Origin of the sequence: Bacillus sp. J14TS2 (genome assembly GCF_018333015.1) — a bacterium.
In the GTDB taxonomy this organism is placed as follows: Bacteria; Bacillota; Bacilli; order Bacillales; family Bacillaceae_C; genus Lederbergia.
Map to the genome: position 1 here is coordinate 70,547 of NZ_BORE01000003.1, position 26,972 is coordinate 97,518.

At 38.6% G+C, this 26,972-nt stretch carries 22 protein-coding genes; 18 read left to right on the forward strand and 4 right to left on the reverse strand.

Features of this window, described 5'->3' with window-relative positions:
• Window positions 1-25: 25 nt before the first annotated feature.
• From KI375_RS05295 to KI375_RS05305, 3 genes are read left to right on the forward strand one after another with little or no spacing between them, the layout of a single operon-like run.
• Entirely contained in the window at window positions 26-1,291 is a 1,266-nt protein-coding gene (locus KI375_RS05295; RefSeq protein WP_212972493.1) for a hypothetical protein, read from the forward strand.
• Between the two features lie 14 nt (window positions 1,292-1,305).
• Entirely contained in the window at window positions 1,306-1,905 is a 600-nt protein-coding gene (locus KI375_RS05300; protein WP_212972494.1) for an accessory gene regulator ArgB-like protein, read from the forward strand.
• Window positions 1,889-2,011, forward strand: coding sequence for an AgrD family cyclic lactone autoinducer peptide (locus tag KI375_RS05305; RefSeq protein WP_212972495.1), 123 nt, complete (start codon window positions 1,889-1,891; stop codon window positions 2,009-2,011). The genes KI375_RS05300 and KI375_RS05305 overlap by 17 nt, the downstream gene beginning before the upstream one ends.
• Before the next feature lie 98 nt (window positions 2,012-2,109).
• Here the strand turns inward: KI375_RS05305 and KI375_RS05310 are convergent, their stop codons facing one another.
• Window positions 2,110-2,853 carry a sulfite exporter TauE/SafE family protein gene (locus KI375_RS05310; RefSeq protein WP_374706812.1) on the reverse strand — a complete coding sequence of 248 codons (744 nt, stop codon included), beginning with the start codon at window positions 2,851-2,853 and terminating at the stop codon, window positions 2,110-2,112.
• 860 nt (window positions 2,854-3,713) lie between these two features.
• Here KI375_RS05310 and KI375_RS05315 point away from each other — a divergent pair.
• The gene (locus tag KI375_RS05315) at window positions 3,714-4,325 is read left to right on the forward strand and encodes a YesL family protein (RefSeq protein ID WP_212972496.1); all 612 of its coding nucleotides are present in this window, start codon (window positions 3,714-3,716) and stop codon (window positions 4,323-4,325) included.
• A gap of 709 nt (window positions 4,326-5,034) precedes the next feature.
• On the opposite strand, the gene KI375_RS05320 is transcribed toward KI375_RS05315, so the two are convergent.
• Together KI375_RS05320 and KI375_RS05325 are read right to left on the reverse strand one after the other, a co-directional pair.
• A complete protein-coding gene (locus KI375_RS05320; protein ID WP_212972497.1) occupies window positions 5,035-5,982 on the reverse strand; it encodes a fumarylacetoacetate hydrolase family protein in 948 nt (315 codons plus the stop codon).
• Window positions 5,983-5,999: 17 nt separating this feature from the next.
• Window positions 6,000-6,764: an IclR family transcriptional regulator gene (locus tag KI375_RS05325; protein ID WP_212972498.1), complete on the reverse strand. Its 765-nt coding sequence runs from the start codon at window positions 6,762-6,764 to the stop codon at window positions 6,000-6,002.
• A 199-nt stretch (window positions 6,765-6,963) separates the two neighbouring features.
• On the opposite strand from KI375_RS05325, the gene KI375_RS05330 reads away from it, so the two are divergent.
• From KI375_RS05330 to KI375_RS05380, 11 genes are all read left to right on the forward strand, one after another.
• Window positions 6,964-8,253, forward strand: coding sequence for an aspartate aminotransferase family protein (locus KI375_RS05330; protein ID WP_212972499.1), 1,290 nt, complete (start codon window positions 6,964-6,966; stop codon window positions 8,251-8,253).
• Window positions 8,254-8,361: 108 nt separating this feature from the next.
• Window positions 8,362-9,510, forward strand: a complete 1,149-nt coding sequence (locus KI375_RS05335) for a mandelate racemase/muconate lactonizing enzyme family protein (protein ID WP_212972500.1) — start codon at window positions 8,362-8,364, stop codon at window positions 9,508-9,510.
• 254 nt (window positions 9,511-9,764) lie between these two features.
• Window positions 9,765-10,868, forward strand: a complete 1,104-nt coding sequence (locus KI375_RS05340; protein ID WP_212972501.1) for a Gfo/Idh/MocA family protein — start codon at window positions 9,765-9,767, stop codon at window positions 10,866-10,868.
• Between the two features lie 15 nt (window positions 10,869-10,883).
• The gene (locus KI375_RS05345) at window positions 10,884-12,038 is read left to right on the forward strand and encodes a M20 family metallopeptidase (RefSeq protein WP_212972502.1); all 1,155 of its coding nucleotides are present in this window, start codon (window positions 10,884-10,886) and stop codon (window positions 12,036-12,038) included.
• 3 nt (window positions 12,039-12,041) lie between these two features.
• On the forward strand, window positions 12,042-12,803 hold the full coding sequence (locus KI375_RS05350; protein WP_212972503.1) for an SDR family NAD(P)-dependent oxidoreductase: 762 nt from the start codon (window positions 12,042-12,044) through the stop codon (window positions 12,801-12,803).
• Window positions 12,804-12,862: 59 nt separating this feature from the next.
• Entirely contained in the window at window positions 12,863-13,810 is a 948-nt protein-coding gene (locus KI375_RS05355; RefSeq protein WP_244852306.1) for an ABC transporter permease, read from the forward strand.
• A 26-nt stretch (window positions 13,811-13,836) separates the two neighbouring features.
• On the forward strand, window positions 13,837-14,709 hold the full coding sequence (locus KI375_RS05360; protein ID WP_212972784.1) for a carbohydrate ABC transporter permease: 873 nt from the start codon (window positions 13,837-13,839) through the stop codon (window positions 14,707-14,709).
• Between the two features lie 23 nt (window positions 14,710-14,732).
• On the forward strand, window positions 14,733-16,340 hold the full coding sequence (locus KI375_RS05365) for an extracellular solute-binding protein (RefSeq protein WP_212972505.1): 1,608 nt from the start codon (window positions 14,733-14,735) through the stop codon (window positions 16,338-16,340).
• Window positions 16,341-16,572: 232 nt separating this feature from the next.
• Window positions 16,573-18,159, forward strand: coding sequence for a type 2 periplasmic-binding domain-containing protein (locus tag KI375_RS05370; RefSeq protein ID WP_212972506.1), 1,587 nt, complete (start codon window positions 16,573-16,575; stop codon window positions 18,157-18,159).
• A gap of 662 nt (window positions 18,160-18,821) precedes the next feature.
• Window positions 18,822-20,420 (forward strand): extracellular solute-binding protein, encoded by a 1,599-nt coding sequence (locus tag KI375_RS05375; RefSeq protein WP_244852373.1) that lies wholly within the window; start codon window positions 18,822-18,824, stop codon window positions 20,418-20,420.
• Window positions 20,421-20,664: 244 nt separating this feature from the next.
• Window positions 20,665-21,069 carry a DinB family protein gene (locus KI375_RS05380; RefSeq protein ID WP_244852309.1) on the forward strand — a complete coding sequence of 135 codons (405 nt, stop codon included), beginning with the start codon at window positions 20,665-20,667 and terminating at the stop codon, window positions 21,067-21,069.
• A gap of 184 nt (window positions 21,070-21,253) precedes the next feature.
• On the opposite strand, the gene KI375_RS05385 is transcribed toward KI375_RS05380, so the two are convergent.
• Complete coding sequence (locus KI375_RS05385) at window positions 21,254-22,366, reverse strand: RNA-guided endonuclease InsQ/TnpB family protein (RefSeq protein ID WP_212972785.1); 1,113 nt, start codon at window positions 22,364-22,366, stop codon at window positions 21,254-21,256.
• A 654-nt stretch (window positions 22,367-23,020) separates the two neighbouring features.
• Between KI375_RS05385 and tagU the strand changes: the two genes are divergently transcribed.
• The 3 genes from tagU to KI375_RS05400 all read left to right on the forward strand — a co-directional run bounded on the left by tagU (window position 23,021) and on the right by KI375_RS05400 (window position 26,958).
• Window positions 23,021-23,950, forward strand: coding sequence for a polyisoprenyl-teichoic acid--peptidoglycan teichoic acid transferase TagU (tagU, locus tag KI375_RS05390; RefSeq protein ID WP_212972508.1), 930 nt, complete (start codon window positions 23,021-23,023; stop codon window positions 23,948-23,950).
• 229 nt (window positions 23,951-24,179) lie between these two features.
• Complete coding sequence (locus KI375_RS05395) at window positions 24,180-25,262, forward strand: Gfo/Idh/MocA family protein (protein ID WP_207453219.1); 1,083 nt, start codon at window positions 24,180-24,182, stop codon at window positions 25,260-25,262.
• Between the two features lie 265 nt (window positions 25,263-25,527).
• Window positions 25,528-26,958 (forward strand): serine hydrolase domain-containing protein, encoded by a 1,431-nt coding sequence (locus KI375_RS05400; RefSeq protein WP_212972509.1) that lies wholly within the window; start codon window positions 25,528-25,530, stop codon window positions 26,956-26,958.
• Window positions 26,959-26,972: the final 14 nt, after the last annotated feature.

The window sequence follows — 26,972 nt, forward strand, 5'->3', positions numbered from 1 at the left end:
AATAGAACGAAAGAAGGGGAGGCTTATGAATGGGGTTGCGAAGATTCTCATTGACTTTTTAGAGTGGATATGCTTGTTTCTTTTCCCAATCACAATTTTGGGGTATCCCTTGAAAAAGTATTGGAAAGCTATACTGTCAGTTGCAGTTATGATGAGTTTCTCTTCTTTTCTATTGCATTATACTTCCCTTACTATTATATATATTGTATTTCTACAAATTATAATTGCGTTTATATTAGCTTGCTATTTTTTGGCTGACAAAATGTTAGAGGCGTTTGTGATCACGAGTATGGGGTATGGTTTTTATATTTTCGTCCAAATGATATTTATTGAGTTTTTAGTAAGAGCGTTTAGCTGGAAGTATTTCAATTTCCTTTCCGATATTTTTAATCAAACTTTAACCCAATTCATAACTATTGGTTTTCTATTTCTTATTTGTTTTGTTGTTTGGTGTTCGCCTTATCAATTAAATGAATTCCGATCTATTCTTAAGGGACCAAAGATGAATAAAAAATACAGAATCTTAGTTTTACTAATTTCTTTATTGACCGTTTTGTTTATTTGTTTAACAGTTTATTCACTATTAATTGAGGAATCTGATTACAAAGAATTGTCGATTCTATTGATCATGGTTCTAGGATTCATTATTTTAACTTTCTATCTCTTTTTACATATTCAATTTCAGAAAAAACAAATACTCGAGGCGAAGAAGCTATTCCTAGATCAGGAACAGCAAATAATTGATCAAGTTGGCTACTTGAGAGTGGAGGAATGTCGGCATTTTCAAGCAATTGCAAAACTTGCGTCTAGACAAGCACACGAATTTATTCCAGATTATATAACCACCAACCAATTAGATAAAATGCCACCGGAGATATCTACAAACTCAGGCTTAACATCACAACTTGATGAATTACTTTTTGTTTTTCTAACAAATAAAAGAAAGCTAGGTCAGCTTTTTGGCGTATCAATTAAAGTTTCAGTATCTGGAAATATTCACCATAATGTATCCATTTCACTCCAACAAATTGTATGTATAAGCAAGTTTATGGATGATTGCATCTTTATGCTTTTTCGATCGTCAGAAGAAGCAAATAAAATTATTTATTTTCATGTTGATCTAAATGAAGAATCAATAATCTTCACCATCTCTAGTCCTTTCTATATAAAGGAGAAGGTACATGGAAATCTTAAATCTTATGATGCTATTTTACAGTTGAAGCAACTTGGCGCCTCAATTCAATCTGAATTTCAGCCAATTCATTTGTCTATTCGATCTCCGATTTTGTGAAGGAAGTGATGTAGTTGATTGAAAAATGGGCCATTTCCCTAGCGAATCAAATAAAAAAGGCAAACCCGGAGGAAACAGCACCACTTGATGTGCTTGTCTTTGGCTTCACCATTATAATTAATTTATTATTGACCGGATTTTTGATAGCGCTTGCAGGTTGGGTGTTGAATGCCTTCTATTTAATTCTACAGGTTGGAGTGTCGTTTATGATTCTTCGTATATTAACCGGTGGTGCTCATTTAAATCAATCTATAGCTTGTGCGGTGACAAGTCTAATTTTATTAATATCAATGGTCTTGTTGCCAGTAAACGACATTTATGTATATAGCTATTGGCTGCTTAGTTTACTCTTAATTCTGAAGTATGCACCTTATTATGAGGAGCATCAGTTAAAACATTCTGCCCAATGGGAGAAGAAAAAGAAGATTTTTGCCATCGTATGGCTAACTGCATCACTTGCTTTTTATTTATGGTTAGGACAATCTGGTTTTATTTTTGGTGCGTTACTCCAAGGCATATTACTAACACCGCTAGGAATAAAAACGATACATACCTTAGATCACTTCATCAACCTGCATTTTAAAGGAGGTGATAAAAATGAAAAAGCTAGCTAAACATGTTTCAAAAGCTACCCATACTGTTGCTTCAACATTTGTTGCCGCTTCCAGCCCTATGCTCCATGCACCTAAGATCCCTGCAAGCCTAAAGAAAACGAAATGACGATCAAACAAGAGAGGCCTTTCCATTTCGGATGAGCCTCTTTTGATTGGGCTAAAAACGTAGGTTTGTATCTGATATTCCCGGCCTAAATTGCCATGCTAGAAGGAGAGTACTAGAGCAGCAGCAAGCGGTGTGGCAATGATACCAGTTTTAAGTAGTTTTTGCGGTGCACGCTTTGTTAGCTTGGCACCAATATAAGAACCGGTCATGGTCCCAATAAGGACCATCAGCAATAGCTGAATATCAAGACTTTCTGCCCAATAATATCCCGCTCCCCCTGCTGCGGCGATTGGCAAGATGATGAGCATGGAGGTACCAGCAGCTAAACGCATGGGTAATCCAAGTAACAACATGAGGCCCAGTTGAATAAACGGAGTTGCTCCAATACCGAATGTGCCAGACAAGAAACCAGTTAGTAATCCAAGAGAAATGACAGCAAGAGGATATCGATAACTCTTTTTATTTAGTGGAACGGAATGGTCTGAAGCTAAGACTAAACGCAGAAAGAGAGCAATGCTGGATAAAGCAAGCATGCTTGCTGTTAACCAAATGATTACTGATTCAGGAATCGTAATGGCAATACCTGCCCCAAACCAGGCTGCCACCGCGCCGATCAACCCGATCATTACTCCACTTAGAATATCTGTATTCCTTTCACGAACATGACTAATAGCACCGGAAGCCGAGGTGAACATCATCGCCGCAAGCGCTGTGCCCATAGCGATATGAATAGGATACCCAAATCCCACTGTTAAAATGGCAATCATAAATCCTGAACCACCTGCTCCGATAAACCCAAGTAATAAACCAGTGAAAAACATAACTATAATTAATTCCACCATCACCAAAACGTCCAACTCCTCAAAAGAATGTTCAAAAAGCCCGGTAAAAATGATACTGCGGGATAAAGGAGCTTCAATAATTGACACACCTTGTGTCGAACGTCGAAGTCACTACATCCTGTGGGCAACACAGAAGTCAACACAATTATCCGACTTGCTCCCTTTTTGAACACGCACTATGACTGAAAAAACAATCTATTACTATAATAGTTTTTCTTTCTATGAAGAGCAATGATAGACTAGATAATAGGATGAAGGCGGGGGCACTTCTGAGGAAAAGATTGGGCTCAGATTCAGCAATGGTAATAATTTTTTCTTAGAAACGTCTAAATTTATGTATTTGTGGTATCCTTCATAGTAAATAGCTCCTTTCGTAATGCAGCTCTGATTTGGTTGTTCCGCTTTTCAGGATTGCCAGATTAACCTGCGAACTTACGATCAAGGAGCTATTTTCCTTCATGCTAGCTTTATTAACACAAAGACAATATGTGCTGCAAAGAGAGGGACAATAAATGCAAAAGTATTGGTGGAAAGAGGGGTATATACAGTGTAGAAGAATTTGCACATGATAAATGGGGCTGCACCCTGAATCCAACAATATTCGTGTTAAAAACCCCTTCAGGATTTCCCGTGAAATGACAATTTCCCAGGAAATTCTAGTAGGAAAAAGAAAATGCTGTAATATAAAGTCCCAAACTTTATTGAAAAAGAGAAGCTGTCCAAAGGCAATAAAATGGCCTTGGAGGCTTCTTTTTTATAGTGAAAATTAATGGTGGAGAGAAGGATGAACCGTTACTTGCTCAAATCAATTAAAATGCTTACAATAATTATACAGATAAGGGGAAATAGGGGGTGCTCTGATGCAATCTAAATCTTCTGGGAAATTTGGACAGATTGTAGGAAGAGTGATAATTTTACAAGTATTATTTATGGCTTTTACAATATTAGGTTTAGGAATATTAGGCTTTTTACCAGCTCTTCTAGCAGTCATGGCAGTGGCTAGGCAATTCTTGCGAGAAACAGCAGAACCATCGATTACAAAAATGTTTTGGCGTTTTTATAAGGAAATGTTTGCTAAAGGCAATTTATTTGGCCTCCCATTAATAGTGGGTGCCGTGTTATTACTTATTAATATCTATCATTTTCAACAAGTTGATGGAGCGTTAAGTCAACTACTTATATATGGCTCCTATTTTCTGGAGGCAATTATACTTATTCTATTTATTCAGGGGTTACCGTCTCTAGTACATATGGAAATCTCAATTATTCATTTAATAAGAGGGGCTTTTCTTATTACTTTAATTCGTCCCTTTCACACAGTAGCCGTGGCCGCGATGCTTATTGGAATAGGCTGGATTGCTTATAAAATTTCTCTTATTCTAGCCGTACTTCTCATTGCCCCGGTAGCCTATCTATGGATGAGGATCGCATTGAATGCCTTTCTTGGTTTTGTAACAGAGAAGGAAGGGTAGGAAAAACGGAAGCTTAGTATGGAGGCTTCCGCACTTATTTTTTTGAATTTTCAGTATTGTACTTGTGGATATCGATTTTTTTAACTCCTTTAATCAATGAGGATCATTGTGATCCTCATTGATTAAGGGCTTTTTTATAAACAGCCTTACTTCTGGTTTAGGAAACTATAAAATTCTTGTTTTGTAGATAATTTGCTTATGTTGGGTTGGACATCGAGGGCGGTTGTTGTAAGGGCGGAATACAGGAGCAAGCTTGCGTTTCGGCCGTTCACAGACTATCTCTTCCATCTCTAACGAAAAAAGCCAATTATCCTTCAGTAGCAGGCTTCGGATTGCACATAAAAAATCGCTCCTTTGGATGTTGTTGTGGTAAATCCATTCTACTAAAGGAAGCGATTTTTTCTATTTATTCGGTTGGGAAAGCTCATCGATTTCCGTTCGTCTGCCTAGCCGTTGCTTGGAGTGCAGGGGCCGACTCCTGCGGGACAAGCATGGCCTTGAGATCCCGCAAGGCGCGCAGCGACTGAGGAAGCTCAAGCCTTGCCCCGGAACGGAAGGCAACCGGGAACCGCACACCAACTTTTTCATGCCTGGAAGAAGGCTGTCACAGAAAAGCTCAGTTTTCACTGGCTTTCTGGACAGCCCCATCGGTGTTTCGACAGAACGTCGAGCCTTTAACCGACGTTCCGCAAAATAATCCTTCTTCGTTTCAGGAACATTTGCTTGGCTCATTATCATTCTCTACAGGGTTAAGAAGTGTGCCGATTTTTTCAATTGTAATCTCCATTTCATCGCCGTCTTTTAGCCATACTTGGGGTTCACGTGACATGCCAACTCCATGAGGGGTTCCTGTCGCAATAATATCTCCGGGTTTTAGAGTCATGGATTGAGAAAGGTACGATATGATAAATGGTATGTTAAAGATTAAATTTTCGGTATTGGAGTCTTGCATAACTTCTCCATTTAGTTTTAACATAATATCTAAATGGTGAGGGTCAGCGATTTCATCTTTTGTTACAATGTATGGTCCTATTGGCGCAAAGGTATCTGGTGTTTTCCCTCTGAGCCATTGTCCATCCCCTAGTTGGATATCTCTGGCACTTATATCATTTAAAATTGTGTAGCCAAAAACATAGTCCATGGCATCTTCTTCTTTTACCTTTTTTGCTGTTTTTCCTATGATCACAGCTAATTCGGCCTCATAATCAACCTCCTGGGAATTTATAGGAAGTTGTACACTTTCGTTTGGACCGATTAGTGCATTTGTAAATTTTGAAAAAATAATCGGTGATGTTGGGATTTCCATGCCGGTTTCTTTACAATGGTCAAGATAATTTAAACCAACACAAATAATCTTTTCAGGATTATGAAGTGGGGCACAAATGGTGACCTCACTTAGTGAATAAAAGATTTTATATGAAGAATCCTCTACGTCATTTTGTAAAACATAATCGCTAATAGATTGGACCAGTCTCAAAGTCTCATTTCCTGTTTGTAGAAAATCAAGCAAATTGATTGGAAGTGCTTCTTGGTTCAAATGCTCCTTCGCCTTTACCTCAGCATAATGATGATATGCGGCATGTATATCAATAACTGTATTATCGACAATTACTCCGATAAGTTGATTTTCTGCAATTTCAAATTTTACTAGTTTCATTTGATCACCTCTCCATTTTAGGTTTGAGTTTCTTTAGTCTCATAGAATCCAAGCTGGTGAGAAATCTCTGTCGCAGTTGTCTTCGCTTTTTCTCCCCATTCAGGAAACTTAACAGCTGGTAAATCTCGAGAAAGAGCTGTAATACTAATAGAGGCCATAATATTTCCTCTTAATCCATAAACAGGTGCAGCTAGACAGCGAATCCCCTCCTCCATTTCCTCATCCTCTATGGCATAGCCATTTTGTTTTAGGAAGTTCAGTTCGTCTTTTAAATTTGCTATGTGCTGCTTTTTTTTCTTTTCCTTTACAAGGATATTTTCCAGTTCATCCTCCGAAAAAAGTGGAGCTAACGCTTTCCCGACACCAGAAGATAGAAGAGGGAGGCGTTGACCAATGGATGTAGCAAAGCGGACAAAGCCATTTCCTTCTGCTTTATCAATATAAATAGGCTGATTATCGCTTAATACAGCTAAATGAGCCGTATATGGGGTGTTTTTCACTAATTGCTCGATTAAGGGATGGGCAATTTTGACCAAATCAATTCGGTTGTAATAACTCATTCCCCATTGAAACGTTTGGTGTCCTAAACAGAAGGTACCATCGTTTTTTTTGTCAATTAGATGATGCTTCTCCAAAGTATTTAAAATCACAAAGGCTGTTGTTTTGGGAATGCCTAATTCACTATGAATTTCATGAATGGTCATTTCCCTATCGCTTAGTGCATTTAAAATCATGATGGCTCTTTCAATTGCAGGAACTGAATATTCTTTTTGCTTCGACATAGTGCTCTCCTTTCTATTTGCATAAATAAAGAATATCATTTTTATGATTTTTATTCAATATACTGAATTAAGGGGCTTACTTATCTGTTTTTTACGGATAATTTAAGATTAGAGTGTTGACAATTCAATCTATTGAATATATTATCTAAATACGGAATTTTTAATTGAATAGTCATACTTTTTGAAGGGAGAGAGAGAAATGCTTAATGTAAAAAGTCAGGAATTATATAAGAGAGCGAATGAGTTCACCCCGGGAGGTGTTCATACTTCTATCCGTAATGTTGAACCACATTTAATTTTTACAAAATCTGAGGGCGCTTACATATATGATGCAGATGACAATCGGTATATTGATTATCAATCTGCTTTTGGACCATATATATTGGGGCATAACGATCCAAAGGTAAATGGAAAGGTAATCGAAGCTCTTAACCGGACTGATCTATATGGAGTAGGAACAACTGACCTTGAAATTCAGCTTGCAGAAAAATTGAATAAACATATTCCATCTGCTGAACAATCGTTATTTTGTAATTCTGGCTCTGAAGCGACTTATCATGCGATAAGACTGTCAAGAGCGATAACAGAAAAAAGCAAAATTATTAAATTCCAAGGTTGCTACCATGGTTGGCATGACTATGTTGCTAGAAATATGTTAAGCAGCTGGGATATGATCGGAAAAAGAGATCCAGGATCTGCAGGAATGTTAGATGAGGCTATTGATCATACATTAGTTTGCCGCTTTAATGATTTGGAGGATGTGGAACAGACATTAGAAGAGAATAAAGGGGAGGTTGCCGCCATCATTGTCGAGCCTATCCCTCATAATATCGGTTGTGTGCTCCCAGAAACAGGATTCTTAGCAGGATTAAGAGAGTTAACAAATAAATATAACGCATTATTAATTTTTGATGAGGTAATTACTGGATTTCGTCATGATCTTGGTGGCTTCCAAAAAATAGCTGGTGTGACACCTGATTTGACAACATTAGGAAAAGCAATGGCCAATGGATTTCCCATTGCAGCGGTAGCAGGAAAAAAGGAATATATGGAACGGTATAATACAAAACCAGGTGGAGATGTATGGTTTGCTGGTACATATAACGGGCATGCTGTTGGTACGGCTGCGTCACTCGCAACCATTGAAGTAATGGAAAAAGAACCAGTTCATGAACATATTTTCGGGTTAGGCGATCGAATGCGAAATGGTTTAGAGGACATTCACAATAGATTGGGAATCGAAACATTTGTTGCAGGTTTCGGCTCAGTTTTTACAACTTATTTTATGAATTTTGAACCTAAGAATTATGATGATTTAAAAGAAAATAATGAGAAACTCTATGTTCAATATCGTCAGGAACTCATTAAAAGAGGTATTTTTAAAATGCCTATGAATCTAAAACGTAATCACATTAGCTATAGTCATACGCAGGAACAGATTGATGTCACGCTAGAAATTGCAGAATCAGTCTTGAAAAAACTAGTTTAAGAGGCATCGGTGATCGGAACTTTTCGACAGCACTTCCTGAAATGGTTTACAAACCTTAATGATCCCCATGCTTTGCGCTAGGACAGTATATAAAGGAGGGAGCTTATCATGAAAATTACAGATGTAAAAACGTATGTGGTTGGAAATGAGTGGAAAAATTGGGTATTTACGCAAGTTGAAACAGATGAAGGCATAACGGGGCTTGGAGAGGCTACTTTAAATGGATTTGCCAAAACAACAGAGGCCGCCATTCATGAATTAAAAAGACTGGTAATTGGGGAAGATCCCTTTGATGTCGAACAGCATACGCTTCGTTTGTTTCGGGATTATTATTCCGATGGCGGACAAATACAAGGGGCGGCCTTAGCCGGGATCGAATACGCTTGCTGGGATATCATGGGGAAAGCCTTAAATGTACCGGTCTACCAATTGATTGGGGGAAAAGCTCAAAAAAATCTACGAGCATATGCCAATGGCTGGTATCGATCTGAGAGAAGTCCCGATGGTTTTTATCACGATGCCAAACGAGTGATTGAAAAAGGTTATACGGCTTTGAAATTTGATCCGTTTGGATCAGCTTGGCGAGTCGTGGATCGAAAGGATTTCGGGTTAGCCTTAGAAATTATTGCGGCAGTAAGAGAAGCAGTCGGAGATGAAGTTGATATTTTAATAGAAGGACATAATCGCTTTAATGTATCAACAGCCCTTCAATTTGCAGAAGCAATGAAAAAATATCAACCAAGTTGGTTTGAGGCTCCAGTGCCACCGCAGAAAATTTCTTCTATGGTAGAGGTTGGAAAAAGAAGTCCAGTACCGATTGCTTGTGGTGAAGATTATTATTGCAGAGAGCAATTTGCGGAACTATTGGACCACAATGCAGTTCATATTATTCAATTGGAACCTCAATACTTGGGCATCTCACAGGCAAAGCAAGTTGCAGCTATGGTTCACGCTCATAATGGAGTAATCGCACCACATAGTGCACAGGGACCTCTTTGTTCATTAGTATGCGCTCATTTGAATACAGCAACTCCAAACTTTTATCTGCATGAAGTTTTTGACGATTTCAATAAGGATTGGACCCAGCAGATATTAACTCAGTCCATTGAAGTAGTAGATGGCTATATTCAATTTCCCGATGGACCAGGCTGGGGGACAGATTTAAATTTAGAACTGGCTAAGGAACATCCTTACCATCAAAGTCACTTTCTACCATTGTTCAGAGATGGATGGGAAAAGAGATTGCAAGTCAAGTAAATGGAAGTGTGCAAGCAGGGAAATGAAAGCCCTCTCTTTAAAAAGGATGTTCAAAAAGTCCGCTGAAAATGGACACTTTGTGTTAGAGGACCTGCGACTAAGTAGCGATATGTCCTGTGTCGAACGTCGAATTCATGACAACAAGCACAAGTCCGCCTTGAACTTTCGATGGACAGGATGTACTAGTGTTGATGTTGCTGACTTGGCCCTTTTTATCCTCTTTGAGCACGCACCTAAAGGAGTGAAACAATGAAATGAATTTAAAAGTAGGAATTGCTGGCGGGAAGAGAGGAAAGGTATTTTATCAGGAATTTTCCCGCCATGAGGGAGTAGAAGTGGTGGCAATTATGGATCCGGATCAAAAGGTGCTGGACGAATTTACGGCAGTCCCCTTCTTGTATACAGAATATGATCAATTACTAGAATGCGATCTCGATATCGTCGTGATTGCTTCGCCGATGCAATACCATGCTCAGCAAGCGATTGCCGCATTAAATAAAAATATTCATGTATTATCAGAGGTCACAGCAGCTACAACAGTAGAGGAATGTCAAGCCCTTTTAGAGGCAGCCCAAAATAGTCAGGCCCAGTATATGCTGGGAGAAAATTATTGTTATATTCCAGAAAATATCTGTATAAAAAATATGGTTGCAGCTGGATTATTCGGTGATATTTATTATGCGGAGGGCGAGTATGTACATAATGTCCGCGCATTGCATCATGATGAACAAGGTAAAGAAACCTGGAGGAAAAAAATGCAGGTAGGACGTGCGGGCATTACTTATGGAACTCATAGTCTAGGACCTGTTTTACAATGGATGGATGAGAAAATAGCAGGAATTTATTGTGTTGGCTCTGGTGCTTCAAGATATCCAGGCTACACTCATGATGATACAACCACCATGCTTTGCAAAACGGGAAGTGGAGCGATGATTCGTATTCGTTTAGATTTATTATCAAATCGTCCGCATCAAATGAATTATTATTCACTGCAAGGGACGAAAGGCTGTTACGAAGCAGCTAGATCAAAGAATCAAGAACCGCTCGTTTGGATTGAAGGGTATGCAAAACATAGTGAGGAATGGCTTCCTCTATCCGACTTTTATGATGAATATCTACCATTTAAATTGGAAGATATTCCTAATCGAAAAAATCATTGGGGTGGAGATTATTTAATGGTCACTGACTTTTTAACGGCTATCAAGGAAGATAAGCCAGTCCCGATTAATATTCATCAAGCCCTTGAGATGACATTGCCAGGAATCTTGTCTGAAGAGTCAATCATGACAGAAGGAAAAATGATCGAAATGCCTTATCTGTCTAGTAAAAATAAAAAAGAACTACATGAAAATAGATAGGAGGGTCTTCACAAAGTGCAATTAATTGATATGGACCGCCTTACGAAGAACACAGTAGATCTTGTCAATATTGAAAGTGTGACAGGCGATACAAGAGAAATAGCGAATGCTTATGCGACTTTATTAGAAGAGGCTGGCTGTTCAGTAGAAAAATATGAATTTATTCAGAATAACCCCACTTTAGTTGCGAAATTTGGTTCTTCCAACCATGGAAGAAAGCTTATCTTTAATGGACATATGGATGTGATCCCTTTAGAACATGATGCGCCCTATATAGAAAAAGGGAAAATTTATGGGCGAGGAACATGCGATATGAAAGGCTCCCTTGCTACGATTTTAGAAGTGATACGAGCAATTTCTCTATCGGATCAGGAATTAGATGGGGAAATTATCATTATCGCCAATAGTCTTCATGAAAGTCCGGGTGGTAGAGGTGAGGACCTTGAAGCGTTATTAAAGAACACGAATGTAAAGGCGGATGCTGCTGTGGTGATGGAAGGAGCAACCGAGGATTGTACCATTGCACAAATGGGATCGGCAACCTTTGACATCACCATTGCCAGAGAAGGAAAGCCAACTCATCAACTGTTCACCGATGAAACAACGCCTCATCCCATTACGGTTATGGGAAAGGTCATAGAAGAAGTGAAACGACAAAACGAAAATGTGAAAAAGCAGATATTTGCGGATGTCGGCTATGGCTCCTATTTCATAGGGAAGGCAGAGAGCGGTGAATTCTATAATCAAATGCCAAAGTATGCTTATCTTACGGGTGTTCGTCGTTATGGTCCATCACAAAGCTTTGAAGAAGTGAAGAAAGAACTAACAGAAATACTAGAGAGGATATCTGCAGAAAGTCATATTGATATTTCACTTGATATGAAAAAAGTGCGGGATGGATATGCGATCCTAAAGGATACTGAAATTCTTCAATGTCTTAAAAGAGCGATCGAAAAATACCGAGGAATCACTCCACCATTTGTGGGCAAAAAATTGGTTACAGATGCGGGTATTTTTGTTCAAGCATTAGGGGTACCAACTGTTTGTGCAGGTCCTAATCAAGAAAGGGCCCATGCAGAAATCGAATATGTCGAAATAGTTGAGTTAGAAAAAACCGCAAAAATCTATTTGGACATCATCAAACAATTTATTGGTTTTAAGGAGAATTAAATCATGCGGTTACTTGGAAAAAGTGCTTTAGTCACAGGGAGTGCTCGTGGAATTGGAAAAGGAATTGCGGAGTTGTTTTTAGAGGAGGGTGCGAATGTAATCCTGCTTGATAGAAAAGAAAGGGAATTAGAGGAAACCTATAAAGAGTTTTATGAAAAATATGGGTGTGTCGATTATTTCGTATGTGATATAGCGAATGAAATCCAAACGAAATCGGCTGCAGAGTCAGCATGGGAGCGGCATGGAAAGATTGATATTCTTGTCAATAACGCAGGGATCGCAAAACGTGAACCCTTTCTAGAAATGCCAATCTCTAATTGGTCTAAAATTCTTGAGGTGAATCTTACATCCATGTTTCGCCTGGGACAACTGATTGCCCAAAAGATGGTGGAGCAAAATACGCAAGGCTCTATCGTGAATATGGGGTCGAAAAATGGGCTTGCGGCAGGTTCACAATTAGCTCATTATAATTCATCCAAAGCAGGGGTGAATTTACTTACACAATCGATGGCTGTAGAGTTAGCTGAATATCAAATTCGGGTCAATGCGGTAGCACCTGGGTTTATCGAAACCCCTTTAGATACGGAATTAAAAATGGACGATAACACTTTAAGCTTAACAAATCGAACACCGATGAAGAGATTGGGAACAGTCCGTGAAGTAGCTAATACAGTCTTGTTTCTTGTCTCAGAGGAAGCTTCGTATATTACGGGCACAACGATTGTTGTAGATGGCGGGCATTTAGCGAATGCGAGTGAATTATAGCATGTTTGAGCGTAGAAAAATGGCGAATGAGTGATGAACTATATAGGGAGGTGAATAGGTTGAATCTGAAAACAGCGGAAGCCAAAATTCAACCCAGTAAGCAAAACAGGTACATTAAATCTATAAAAAAAAATTGGGATTTATATTTATTGGCACTTCCCGTTATTTTATACTTTCTGATTTTTAAGTACTTCCCCATGTATGGCGTACAAATTGCTTTTAAAGATTTTATTGCTTCATCGGGTATCACGGGGAGTCCATGGATCGGGTTTGAACATTTTAAACGTTTCTTTGATAGTTATTATTTTTGGAGATTAATCAAAAATACTTTATTAATTGGCCTTTACCAATTGGTAGTGGGATTTCCTATTCCGATTATTTTGGCCTTACTCATTAATGAAGTGAGGCAAAAACATTCTAGGAAATTTGTCCAAACGGTTACCTATGCCCCTCACTTTTTATCTACTGTTGTATTGGTCGGAATGCTTGTGTTATTTCTCTCTCCTGACAAAGGGATTGTGAATCATTTCATCGTCTTATTTGGCGGAGAACCGATTTCATTTATGACAACTCCAGAATGGTTTAAATCCATCTATGTGTTTTCAGGAGTATGGCAGGAAATGGGGTGGAGCTCGATTATCTATCTAGCGGCTTTGTCAGCCATTGATCCACAATTGCATGATGCTGCTGAAGTAGATGGGGCAAGTAAATTAAGAAGGATCTGGCACATCAACTTACCAGGGATTAAGTCAACGATTATTATTCTCTTAATTCTTCACTCCGGTAAAATACTCGGTGTCGGTTTTGAAAAAGTATTCTTAATGCAAAATGAATTAAATATGAATAGCTCTGATGTAATTGCTACACACGTTTACCGTACCGGAATTATAGATGCTCAGTATAGTTATTCTGCGGCTGTAGGATTATTTGAATCCATTATCAATTTTATTATGCTTTTGATGGTGAATTTCATTTCCAAGAAAGTAAATGAAACTAGTCTCTGGTAAACGATGTAAAGGACGGATGTTTTATGATGAAAAAACTAAGTGTAGGGGACCGCATATTTACGATCATTGCTTATATCATTTTGATCGTTGTTACCTGCATTGTGCTTTATCCACTTGTGTATGTACTAAGTGCTTCATTAAGCAACCCTGAAATGATTTTGAAGGGGAAGGTCTGGCTGTTTCCGAAAGATATTACCTTCCAAGCCTATAAAGAGGTGTTTCAGAATGACAAGATTATGATTGGCTACAAAAACACCATTATTTATACGGTTGTTGGGACAGCTATCAATCTTGCTTTATCGACGATGATTGCGTATCCCTTATCAAGAAAGGATTTTCTAGGGAGAGGAGCTATTACTGCTTTCCTTGTTTTTACCATGTTTTTTAGTGGGGGGATGATTCCGACCTATCTTCTTGTCAAAGATTTAGGAATGGTCAATACAATATGGGCGATTGTGATTCCGAATGCAGTTTCCGTGTATAACGTGATCATTATGCGCACATTTTTCCAAAATATCCCCGAAGAAATAAGAGAATCAGCCTCGATCGATGGTTGTAGTAATATTACCTTTTTAATGAGGATCTTGCTCCCTCTTTCGATGCCGATTATCGCGGTTATGACCTTGTTTTATGGTGTTGCTCATTGGAATGCCTTCTTTGATGCGTTGATTTATTTATCCGATTCGCAAAAATATCCTCTACAGCTCTTTTTACGACAAATGCTTATTCAAGATAATATGGCTGACATGGGGAGTCTGGGAGAAGGAGAATATGTTAAATATTTAGAAGGATTGAAATACTCGGTTGTGGTCGTCGCCAGCTTGCCGATGTTAATTCTATATCCATTATTGCAAAAATATTTTGTCAAAGGCGTCATGATTGGATCTTTAAAAGGATAGTTTTTAAAATGGAGGGTGAAAAAATGGGAGTCAGAAAAATATTTTTTATCTCGTTGGTCATAATAATGTTTTTGTTAACAGCCTGTAATAATAAGGCTGGGAATGACGCAAATGAAGTTGGCGAAAATGAAGAGCTGAATAAAGAAGGGTTTCCGATTGTCGATGAGCCGATTGATTTGAAATTCTTTACAGGGAAATATCCTTCCAATTCGGATCAATACGAAGATTTATTGATTTGGAAGAAGTATGCTGAAGAAACGAATGTGAATGTAGAATTTGAATTGCATCCGTTTGATACACTTAGTGAAAAAAAGGGAGTTGTTTTGGCAGGGGGAGACTATCCGGATGCCTTTTATTCAGCGCGTTTATCTTCCTCAGAGTTATATAAATACGGCAAACAGGGGACGTTTATTCCTTTGAATGATTTAATTGATGAATATGCGCCGAATTTAAAGAGACTAATGGAGGAAGATCCTAACTTGGAAAGAGGATTAACAATGCCAGATGGGAATATCTATTCTTTTCCTTCCTATTATGATCCTAACTTCCTCGCCATGTTAATTGGAACGCCATTATGGGTGTACGAACCATGGTTGGAAGAATTAAATATGGATGAACCACAAACAACAGAGGATTTCTACGAATATCTAAAAGCTGTAAAAGAAACGGACTTAAATGGCAATGGCGAAGATGATGAAATTCCGTTTAGTGGTAATGGAATTAGTCCATTACTATATCAATTAAAAGGAGCGTGGGGGCTAGGAAATATGGGCAATGGTCATCCACTGATTGACCTCGATCCTGAAACGGATGAGCTCCGCTTTTACCGTACAGATCCGAAATATAAGGAAGTCTTGGAGTATGTCCATACATTATATAGTGAAGGCCTAATTGATAAGGAGATTTTCGAAATTGAGAGTGGACAATTAAATGCCAAAGGGGCAGAGGGCTTATTGGGATCTGTGATTGTACCAAATCCAAGTTCTGTGATGGATAAAGATGGATTTATTGGTTTAAGCGCATTGGAAGGTCCGCATGGTGATCAACTGTATAGTCAATTAAAAACGCCGATTGTGCATGTTGGAGCCTTTGCCATTACAGACAAAAATGAACATCCTGCCGCAACCGTACGTTGGATGGATCATTTCTTTAGTGATGAAGGTGCAACCTTCTACTTTATGGGAGTTGAAGGAGAAACCTTTGAGAAAAAGGGCGAAAAAGAACTTGAGTATGTAGAAGAAATTACCGATAACCCAGATGGTCTTACCTACGCACAAGCAATTGAGAAGTACTTTAGCTGGAATGGGGGAAGTTACCCAGGTTATGTCCAAGAATGGTATTTTAAAGGGTCTGAATCCCATCCTAATGCTTTAGAAGCAGCAGAAAAAGCGCAAGATTATATTGGGGAAACATATAATGCATTTAACTATACGGAAGAAGAAATTAACTTTAAATCTTCCGTAGGAGAAGACATTGCCCAATTTATTTCAGAAAAAGAAGCCGAGTTTATCACAGGGAGAACCTCCTTTAGTGAATGGAACAGCTTTGTCGAGCAAATCGAAAAAATGGGAAAAGATCGCTTAATGGAAATAGAAAATGAAGCGTTTAAGAGATATAAAGACAGTAATTAAATAATAGCTAGAGGAATTGGAGGAGCTTCCAAAAAAGCAGTGAACTGACTTTTTGGACGCCCTTCTTTTTTTAGTGGGCCGGTATAGGGCTCTTACTGTAATGAATTTAATGTTGGAGGATTTACCGCTTTTTATTAGCGATGAAAAAGTGATAAGAAAGCCAATAGCGAATACATTATAGTGAGGTTGATAGAAAGTGGCTAGTTTATTCAAAAAGCAGGGGGAGTATAGGATGAAAAAATGGTTGTATGCACTCATGATTCTACTGGTTATCTTTCAAGCAGCTTGTAGCAAAGAGACAGAGGGCAACCAAGTTGAGGTAGGCACAGATGAAAATCTTAATGAGACAGGTATGCCGATTGTCAATGAACCAATTACGATCAAAATGTTTGCGGGAATGGCGGCTAAGACACAAAGAAATTGGGATGATATTTTAGTTTGGAATACGTACGAGGAAATGACAAATGTTCATATTGATTGGGAACAGGTACCACAGGAGGGGGGTGATGAAAAAAGAAATCTAGCTTTAGCAGGAGGGAATCTCCCGGATGTCTTTTATGCGGCGAATATGCCAACTTTAGATTTGTTTAAATATGGTCAACAAGGCCTTTTTCTAGAATTAAATGACTTAATTGATCTATATGCGCCCAATTTGAAAAAACTTATGGAGGAAAACCCAGAGATTCGCAAGGCGATTACTTTTCCAGATGGAAAAATCTATTCGCTGCCTGTTATCCATGATCCTGAATTTATATCTGTCAGGACACATCCCTTGCCCTGCTTTAATCAAGAAGTGCTTGATGCAGTAGGAATGGATATACCTGAATCAACAACTGAATTTTATCAGTTCCTCAAAGCCGTCCAGAAGGAAATCCCTGATATCACCCCATTTGGTGGAAGAGATATGAATGGATTGATCGGTTGGTTGAGAGGCTCTTTTGCTGTTGGCACGACAGGACGCAGTTTTATTGATAAAGATCCTGAAACAGGTGACATTCGCTTCTATCCAATAACGGATGAATATAAAGACATGCTTGAATATATCCACAAATTATATAGCGAGAAATTAATTGAGCAAAATATTTATACCATTGAATTAGCAAGTTTTTTAGCGAATGGTAAAGATGAAAAATATGCAAGTACAGTTTTCTATGCGCCAGTTGAGCTGTTCGGGGAGGAAGCTGGTGAAAATTATGTTGGCGGTCTTCCGCTTGCAGGTCCTAATGGTGATCAAGTGTTTGCGCAGCTTGCGAATCCCGTTGGTCATATCGGCAAATTCGTTCTAACAAATGAAAATCCTAACCCTGCTGCAACAATTAGATGGGTCGATTATTTCTATAGTGATGAAGGTTCTCGATTGTTTTATATGGGAGTAGAAGGAGAAACCTATGAAGTAACGGATGATGGGGATTATAAATATTTAGATAAAATTACTCACAGTGAAGATGGAATATCAAAGGATGAGAAAATCACCAATTATTTAGCTTGGCTTGGAGTTGGCGCCCCAGGAATTTTAAAAGAAGATTATTTTGATGGTTCAGAGGCTGCTCCACAGGCCTTAGAAGCGGCAATGAAGGTTGAACCGTACCTTATTGACGAAGCTTGGCCACCTTTCACATACACGGATGAAGAAGCGGAAAAATTAGCAGCCCTATCAGCTGATATTGAAAAATATGTGAATGAAATGCAAGACAAATTCATTGTAGGAGAAGAATCCTTTGAAAAATGGGATACTTTTATAAAAAATATTGAAAAAATGGGCTTAGCTGAATATATGGAGATTCAAAAGACTGCTTATAAAAGATATCAAAATAATTGATATGAAGAGGTTTCCCCGGCTCCGGAAATATACTTCGTTTTTCAAGGGCGAGTGGCAAACCTGCTACGCTTTGCTTTCTGGAGTCTTGCAGCAGTAGTCTACGTATATTTCCAGAGCTAAGGGAATGCTTGTTTGTCCTCGGAGATTAAGGATTTACCTATGTCTCAGCCTTTCCATAAAAAATGTTTCACAGCGAACAATAAAAAACGCAATTTTCGCTTTTTTGTATTTTAATCTTTAACTATTCTACATATTTTGCTAGTTAAGGAGGGGTGCCGATACTAAGATAAAATATAAGTCATCGATGGTCGAAGATAGCTTTGCTTTATCTAGAAAACTGTTTTTTTATTAAATATCTTGACAGAAAAATAGAGATAGTGTAATTTGAATGAAAGAGGAATACGTTAAAAGTACTTAATAAATAAAATGTAATTTCAAATAACGACTTGTTTGAAAACGCTTAAAATATTGAAAGGGAAATTAATCTATATTAAATGCTCTAGGCTATACAAAAAGTTCTTTAAATGTATTTTTTATGAAAACGCTTTATTTTAACGGGATAATCCTTATTTAAGGGGGTGATCGGCAAGTAATTCGTTGATAGAAATGTTTTTACCCTTTTTTAAAACTTACAATCTATATAGGGGGTTTTTTCTTTGAAAATGAAAAAGATAGCATATGTGTGTATGGTGTCATTATTGCTGTTCCTCGTTGCATGTAGTAAGGATTCAGGAGAAAAAGCTGGCACAACGGATGAGGGAAAAGAGGCATCGGAAAATTTCAACGAAACAGGCATGCCGATCGTCAACGAACCGATTACACTTAAGATGTTTGCTGGAATGGCAAACAATACACAAAAGAATTGGAATGATATTCTTATTTGGAATACGTATGAAGATATGACAAATATTCACGTTGAGTGGGAACAGAATGATGCAGAGGCTCTCGAGGAAAAACGAAACCTAGCATTGGCCAGTGGTTCCTTGCCGGATGCTTTCTATGCAGCAAATATGCCTACTCTAGATATTTTTAAATATGGTCAGCAGGGCTCTTTTCTAGAGTTAAATGATTTGATTGAAAAGTATGCCCCTAATTTAACAAAGCTAATGGAAGAAAATCCTGATATTCGCAAAGCGATCACATTCCCGGATGGGAAAATATATTCATTGCCTGTTATTCATGATCCAGATTTTACTTCTGTAAGAACTCATCCACTTATGTGGTATAACTCTGAGCTATTGGATAAATATGGAATGAAAGTGCCAGAATCCACAGAGGAATTTTATCAATACTTAAAGAAAGTGAAAGCGGAAGATCCAGATATCACTCCATATGGCTCTTATAACGGAACTTTAATGGTGAATTATTTACGGGGAGCTTTCGGAGTTGGAACAACTGGACGAAGCTACATTGATAAAGATCCAGAAACAGGAGATATCCGTTTTTACCCTATAACAGACAGTTATAAGGAATTATTGCAATATATGAATAAATTGCATTCCGAAAAATTAATTGAACCTAATATCTATACGATTGACTGGGCGCAATTTTTAAATAATGGAGTAGAAGACAAATATGCGAGCATGATTTTCTATGCACCTGAAGAACTTTTTGGTAAAGATGTAGGAGAAAAGTATGTCGGTGGATTACCACTTGAAGGACCGAAGGGGGAACATAAATGGTCCAACGTGGCGCACCCAGTAGGACATATTGGAAAATTTATTTTAACGAGTGAAAATCCTGATCCTGCAGCGACCATGAGATGGATTGATTACTTCTATAGTGATGAAGGATCAAGATTATTCTATATGGGTGTTGAAGGTGAGACCTATGAAGAAACAGATGATGGGAAGTTTAAGTATGCGGAAAAGATTACAAATAGTAGCGAAGGACTAACGAAGGAGCAAGAAATTGTTAAGTATCTTGCCTGGGTTGGGATTGGCGCACCTGGTATTTTGATGCAGGACTACTTTGATGGATCGGAAGGATCTGATCAAGCTATTGATGCTGCCCAAAAAGTTGAACCTTATTTACTGGATGAAGTATGGCCGCAATTCACTTATACGGAGGATGAGGCAAAAAAATTATCTTCTCTCTCTGCAGATATTGAAAAATACGTAGATGAAATGCAAGATAAATTTGTTGTTGGGGAAGAATCCTTTGATAAATGGGATAGCTTCGTGAAAAACATTGAAAAAATGGGCTTGGAGGAATACATGGAAATTCAAAAGCAAGCCTTTGAGCGTTACGAAGCCAATTAATCATTGTTTAATCGAATTAATGGGAAATGTGGAACTACTGACTTAGAAAACAAATAAAAGCTGGAAATCGGAAAGATCTGGGGGACTCCCAGATCTTTCTTATATTGAACTGAAATGACGCAAGTATAGAAATAAACTAACAAATATATAATTTAACCATTAAAAATTTAAGTATAATAAAAGGGTGGTAGTTATTACGTAGAACAAAGCGCTATATTTAATTGATATAAAAGGAATGAGTTTGATGAGTGAAGAACAATTATTTGAACAAATGAAAATGTGGCGTAACTGGACGGTTGAGTTTCTACGGACAATTCCCGAGGAAGTCGTCGATCAAATTCCCTCTGGTCATAATAACAGTATTCGTTGGAATGCTGGGCATATTTTAGTAGGTTGGGACAACATGATGTTTCCAGCTGTTGATAAGGAGAGACAAATGCCCATCCCTTATCACTTAATGTTCCCAGGAGGGAGTAAACCGGAGAATTGGACAGAACAACCTCCATCAATGGCTATGCTTATTAAGCAGTTGGAAGAACAACCTAATTTCATTGAAGAAGCGTGTAGAGCTCATCTTGATAAACCACTTAAAAAATCTTTTTTAGGGATGAGAACTTTAGGGGATATGATGATTTTTCATATGAATTGAAAATCTACATATGGGAATAAGTGAACGACCCCTCCTTACCAGTCCCTACAGACTGCTTGAAGAAGGGGCTTCCTGGTTCACAGATCTTTGCGGAATGAAGGAAACCCCATTCCGTCTTACATGATCTCCACAGGCGTTGGTTATACTGTTCGGACATGACCTTGCCCTACAGTTTTATTGGATACTAGGCTATCTGAAGTTGTTCTAGGCCCTTTGCTAAGATATTCCGGGCGGCATTATGGTCTCTGCCTAACACAGCACCACATCTCATACAGATATGGGTGCGTACAGACAGAGACTTTTTCACACGGTTTCTGCAGGAAGAACAGTCCTGTGTCGTGTATTCTGGTATCACCTTCACAAGAAGTCCGCCATTCCGTCGGCATTTGTAACCAAGCATATTCCGGAACATGCCCCAGCCTGCATCCGAAATAGACTTCGAGAGTTTACGGTTTCTGACCATCTGACGGATGTTTAGGTCTTCTACGCAAACAACAGAGTGGTTGATCGCAATCCGGTAACTTTTCTTGTGCAGAAAGTCCTTCCGTTGATTGGCAACCTTCATGTGAAGCTTCTCCACTTTGGCCGCCTGCTGTTTGTAGTTCGCGGAACCACGGGTCATGCGGGAGAGTTTCTTTTGTGCTTTGCGTAATTGCTTTTCAGCCTGCCGGAGATAGCGTGGGTTCTCAATTTCCGTCCCATCAGAAAGGACCGCGTACTTATTCAGGCCAACATCGATGCCGACAGCCTCTAAAATACGAAGGGTCTGTGGTTTCACTTGTCCTACGACGCTAAAAATAGCGAACCACCGACCGCCTTTCCGCTTGATGACAACCTGTTTGATGGCTCCTTCGATGGGACGATGCATCTTGATGTTAACGGTTCCAATTTTCCCATTGAAAAGTTTCCCATCTTCCGTGAACGATAAAGCCATCCGATTTCCTTTCTTGTTGTAACCGAACTGGGTAAAGGTAAGGCTATTGTAGTCTTTGTATTTCTTGATTTTTGGATACTTAGACCGTTGGTCGAAAAATCCATTGAATGCTTTTTCCAGCCGCACGAAAACCTCCTGAAGGGGTTGAGAAGGGACTTCGCTCAAGAAAGGAAATTTTTTCTTATCTACGACCAGTTGCTTCTGCATATCGTAACGAGAATAGTTTGTCTTGTCTTCCTGATACATGCGATGCTTATCAATCAAGGCAGAGTTATAAAGATGGCGACAGTAATGAAGCCAAGTATCGAGTTTTTTCCTTTGCTCTTCGTTTGGATAGATTTCATATTGATAATTCACAAGCATCTCTGTTTCCGAAGAGAACTTCTTTCCAACCCTCTTTTTCATGATCGTCACCTCTCCACTCCTATACGTTATGTATAGTATACCAAACGTATATTCTCTATAACAAGTGGAAATAGAAAGAAAATAGGAAGAATTCGGTTTACACCGACCGACATTCATCCCCTCCCTGAGGAAGAGGACTCTTTCGGAGAGGCTGTTAAAAGTATGAAGCAAACGCTACTAAAGTAATGAACTGCTTTATTCATTCTATATGAATTGAATTGCTGCATCAATTGCCCACGCTTATTGTATTATATCCTCGGAACCTCGACTATGCACTTCCTGAGAGTTTTCCCATCAATTCCACAACGGTATAAGAAAAAGCTGTTGTACTATTTGCCTGTATTTCTGGACCATGCCGACAGTTGAATGAGATGATAGAACAGTTGTTCAATTGATGAGTTTTGTCCAGACATAAATTAGACAAAATTAATATTGAATTCGCCTTGAAATGTTTCGTATAATTAAGATTGTGCTTGTAATGTTTAAAAAAAGGTCAGAATGTAACTTTTTGTGTCAATAAACGTCTATTATTATAGACAGCTTTATGTATTATTCGCAGTAGTTTATGAGAAGGTAAAAGAAAAATTAAATAAGGGAAAGGAAAACAAAAAAATGCAAAGAGCAAAACAAAAAAAGAAAAGGACAGGTCTAAAGATATTTCTCTCTGTCCTTATTGTATTAGTATTAGGAATCGTAGGGTATGGGTATTCAATTTTTCATAATGTGAATAAAGCCGTGAACACAGTTCATAAACCGATTGAGCGGACACCTGAGGTAAAAAGGCCCTCAGCATTATCTTTACAGGAAAAGGAGCCTTTTTCTGTCTTGATGCTTGGGGTAGACGAACGAGCCGGGGATAAAGGCCGATCAGATACAATGGTTGTGATAACAGTAAATCCAGAAACGAATTCGATGGAAATGTTAAGCATTCCTCGTGACACACGAGTTGAAATTGTTGGACATGGAACAACGGATAAAATTAACCATGCTTATGCTTTTGGTGGTGTAGAAATGTCGATGAACACAGTGGAGAAATTTCTAGATATCCCTATTGATTATTATATTAAAATGAATATGGATGGATTTAAAGATATTGTCAATGCAGTAGGCGGAATTACTGTGAATAACGATTTAGAATTTTCGCAAGACGGTCACCCATTTGCTAAAGGGAAAATTGATTTAGATGGGGATGCAGCGCTAAGTTACGCGAGAATGCGTAAGCAAGACGCCCGAGGAGACTTTGGAAGACAGATGCGTCAGCGTCAAGTAATTGAAGGTGTAATGAATAAAGGCGCAAATATCTCAGCCCTCTGGAAATACGATGATGTTTTAAAAGCGTTAAGTAATAATGTCGAGACAAACTTGGCGATGGATGACATGGTTGATATTCAGAAGAACTATGCTGGTGCTCGTCATAAAATTGAGCAATTAGAAATCAAGGGAAGCGGCTCGACGATCGGTGGCGTATGGTATTATATCGTTGCCGATGACGAACGTACAAACATCCAAACTCACTTAAAAGAACATCTCGGTTTGAGCTAAATGACTTCGAAGGATCATTAGAAGAAAAAGTATAATCAAAGCTTTTTATTACTCTGGAAAGAATAAATGATGAACAAACAACCAATCTGTAACGCATGGTTATAGATTGGTTGTTTTAATTTCAGTCGATAAAATTCGGAGAGTTCCAATGTCCAGTGAAAATCTCCTTGACTATTTTGGTAGAAACGTTTAAATTATAGACGAAGTTTAAAATAAGGGGATGAGATGGATGTCAGAGAAATTGAAGGTAGCAATTGTTGGTTGTGGTGGCATTGCAAACGGTAAGCACATGCCTAGTCTATCTAAAGTAGAGCAGGTAGAATTAGTTGCTTTCTGCGATATTATTGTGGAAAAAGCGGAACAAGCGGCTGCTAAATTTGGAGTCGAAGGTGCAAAAGTTTATGAAGACTATAAAGAATTGTTAGCGGATTCGTCTATTGATGTTGTACATGTATGTACACCAAATAGCTCGCATGCCGAAATTTCGATCGCTGCATTGGAATCTAACAAACACGTAATGTGTGAGAAGCCAATGGCTAAAACTTCGGAAGAAGCAAAGCAAATGGTTGAAGCTGCTAAACGTACAGGTAAAAAGTTAACAATTGGCTATAATAATCGTTTCAGACCTGACAGCCTTCATTTACATAATGTTAGTGCTCGTGGAGATTTGGGTGAGGTTTATTATGCGAAGGCCCATGCAATCCGTCGTCGTGCTGTTCCAACTTGGGGTGTTTTCCTTGATGAAGAAAAGCAAGGCGGAGGTCCGTTAATTGATATTGGTACTCACGCATTGGATCTTACATTGTGGACGATGGACAATTATAAACCAAAGGCGGTATTAGGAACAACTTACCATAAACTTGGACATATGGAAAACGCTGCAAATGCATTTGGATCTTGGGACCCTGAAAAGTTTAAGGTAGAAGATTCTGCTTTTGGCTTTATTACAATGGAAAACGGCGCAACAATTGTTTTGGAATCAAGCTGGGCCCTTAACACATTAGATGTGGATGAAGCAAAGGTTTCTTTAAGTGGGACACTTGCTGGTGCAGATATGAAGGATGGTCTCCGTATTAATGGAGAAGAGTTTAGCCGTTTGTATACGAAAAAAGTGGATTTAGGTGTTGGTGGGGTCGCATTCTATGGTGGAAAAGCAGAAAGCGATTCTGATATCGAAGCACGCCAATGGATTGAAAGTATTATTAATGATACAGAGCCACTTGTAAAACCAGAACAAGCTTTTGTGGTGACACAAATTCTTGAAGCTATCTATGAATCAGCGAAAACTGGAAAAGCAGTATACTTTGATTAATAGATTTCTACTATTATTCCGATCTATCTTAGATAGATCGGAATTTTTTTGCAAAAAGAAATGGAGTGATCTGTATGATTTTGCAAAGATATTTTTATAAAGGATAAAGTGAACCTTCAATCAGTGGGGTTTTCTTTCATCCCCCACCTATGCATCTCCGTATTCTCTAAAACCTTGTGGTGGGGGTATTAATGCGGGATAAATTTGAAACCTTTTTCAGACACCTTCCGTCTTATAATAAAGGGAAGCTTCAAAAGGAGAGTTTATGAAAAAGATTATTGTTTTTGTATTAACGATATTTATATTATTCTCCTCAGGATTCGCAACGCAAAGTTATGCGTTGTCAGATTCGCAATCTGCGGCAATACAAGCATTGCTAGATGATGCCTGTCGAATATCAGGTGTGCCGGGAATGTCAATCTCAATACTTGCTGATGATGAAGTGTTCTACTTTTCTTCAGGGTATGCAGACCGTGAAAAGGGGTTGTCTGCAAGTGAAAATACACTCTATGAGTTAGCCTCGGTCAGTAAAGCTTTTACCGGTATGGGTATTATGCTGTTGGAAGAGCAAGGGCTGCTCTCAATGACTGACCCTGTCCAAAAATATTTACCTTGGTTTACGTTAAAGTATCAAGGGAAACCTGTTGATATGCAAAGTCTCACACTAAATAACTTTCTTCACCATACCAGTGGTCTAACAAATATGAGGCATACTCAAAATATTCCACAGGGCAATACACCGGATATGTTGCAAGAGACTGTGGAAATGCTCGTGGATGCTGAATTGGCGTTCCCTCCCGGTGAACAGTATAACTATGGAACCGTTAATTATGACGTATTGGGTTTGGTTATTGAGATTGTGTCGCGACAAAGCTATGAAGACTTTATGAAGAAACAAGTTTTTCAGCCATTAGGTCTTCACCAGACGTATGTTTATAAAGAAGACGCTCAGGCCACTGGACAGTTGGCACAGGGCTACCGTTCTTCCTTTTTTATGACAACTCCATTTAAAGCCCCGGATTATGCTGGGAATAAACCCGCAGGCTACATCATTTCTAATACAAAAGATATGGCGCGTTGGATGGGCATACAGATGGGTATCGTGCAGGACATACCCGAAATATTTCACAAGGTTATCGAAAAATCACATAGGGGTGATATGTCTGTTTCGGCTGTCAACGGTATGTATTATGCGGCAGGCTGGTCCGTAGACGCCGAACAAACGATTATAGAACACACTGGAGGCAATCCAAATTTCAGAACCGAAGTAACCATATTTCCAAATGAACGAGCAGCCGTCAGCTTGCTGAGCAACGGCGCAAATACCAATATAAACATGGTACTAAAAATTAAAGATATATTAGACGGAAATCTAACCCAGTCATATGAAATAAGCGGCACACAGCTTTTGGATATCATTTTGTCGTCTATCACAATTATTCTTTGCCTATTGGCTGTTTTGCTATTTCTCTTAGGATTACGCAGAAGGAAAACGAATGAACGGCAGCCAATGACAAAAAAGAGAATAATCGTAACAGTTATTTTCCTGATCGCTACGATTGCCCTGAGTATACTGTGTTGTGCTTTCGATTGGTCAACAATACTTATTTGGCAAACATATAGTGTTCTTACAGTTTTGATTTCGTCAGCATTATTAACAGCAAGCATTACATGGTTTGTATACACTCACCGATAAAATACCTCTTTCCA

Bases quoted from the DNA above. Each gene is read 5' to 3' on its own strand.
- KI375_RS05295 (WP_212972493.1), top strand. From the start codon at position 26: ATGAATGGGGTTGCGAAGATTCTCATTGACTTTTTAGAGTGGATATGC.
- KI375_RS05305 (WP_212972495.1), top strand. From the start codon at position 1,889: ATGAAAAAGCTAGCTAAACATGTTTCAAAAGCTACCCATACTGTTGCT.
- KI375_RS05310 (WP_374706812.1), bottom strand. From the start codon at position 2,853: ATGGTGGAATTAATTATAGTTATGTTTTTCACTGGTTTATTACTTGGG.
- KI375_RS05315 (WP_212972496.1), top strand. From the start codon at position 3,714: ATGCAATCTAAATCTTCTGGGAAATTTGGACAGATTGTAGGAAGAGTG.
- KI375_RS05320 (WP_212972497.1), bottom strand. From the start codon at position 5,982: ATGAAACTAGTAAAATTTGAAATTGCAGAAAATCAACTTATCGGAGTA.
- KI375_RS05325 (WP_212972498.1), bottom strand. From the start codon at position 6,764: ATGTCGAAGCAAAAAGAATATTCAGTTCCTGCAATTGAAAGAGCCATC.
- KI375_RS05330 (WP_212972499.1), top strand. From the start codon at position 6,964: ATGCTTAATGTAAAAAGTCAGGAATTATATAAGAGAGCGAATGAGTTC.
- KI375_RS05335 (WP_212972500.1), top strand. From the start codon at position 8,362: ATGAAAATTACAGATGTAAAAACGTATGTGGTTGGAAATGAGTGGAAA.
- KI375_RS05340 (WP_212972501.1), top strand. From the start codon at position 9,765: ATGAATTTAAAAGTAGGAATTGCTGGCGGGAAGAGAGGAAAGGTATTT.
- KI375_RS05350 (WP_212972503.1), top strand. From the start codon at position 12,042: ATGCGGTTACTTGGAAAAAGTGCTTTAGTCACAGGGAGTGCTCGTGGA.
- KI375_RS05360 (WP_212972784.1), top strand. From the start codon at position 13,837: ATGAAAAAACTAAGTGTAGGGGACCGCATATTTACGATCATTGCTTAT.
- KI375_RS05365 (WP_212972505.1), top strand. From the start codon at position 14,733: ATGGGAGTCAGAAAAATATTTTTTATCTCGTTGGTCATAATAATGTTT.
- KI375_RS05370 (WP_212972506.1), top strand. From the start codon at position 16,573: ATGAAAAAATGGTTGTATGCACTCATGATTCTACTGGTTATCTTTCAA.
- KI375_RS05375 (WP_244852373.1), top strand. From the start codon at position 18,822: ATGAAAAAGATAGCATATGTGTGTATGGTGTCATTATTGCTGTTCCTC.
- KI375_RS05380 (WP_244852309.1), top strand. From the start codon at position 20,665: ATGAGTGAAGAACAATTATTTGAACAAATGAAAATGTGGCGTAACTGG.
- KI375_RS05385 (WP_212972785.1), bottom strand. From the start codon at position 22,366: ATGCTTGTGAATTATCAATATGAAATCTATCCAAACGAAGAGCAAAGG.
- tagU (WP_212972508.1), top strand. From the start codon at position 23,021: ATGCAAAGAGCAAAACAAAAAAAGAAAAGGACAGGTCTAAAGATATTT.
- KI375_RS05395 (WP_207453219.1), top strand. From the start codon at position 24,180: ATGTCAGAGAAATTGAAGGTAGCAATTGTTGGTTGTGGTGGCATTGCA.
- KI375_RS05400 (WP_212972509.1), top strand. From the start codon at position 25,528: ATGAAAAAGATTATTGTTTTTGTATTAACGATATTTATATTATTCTCC.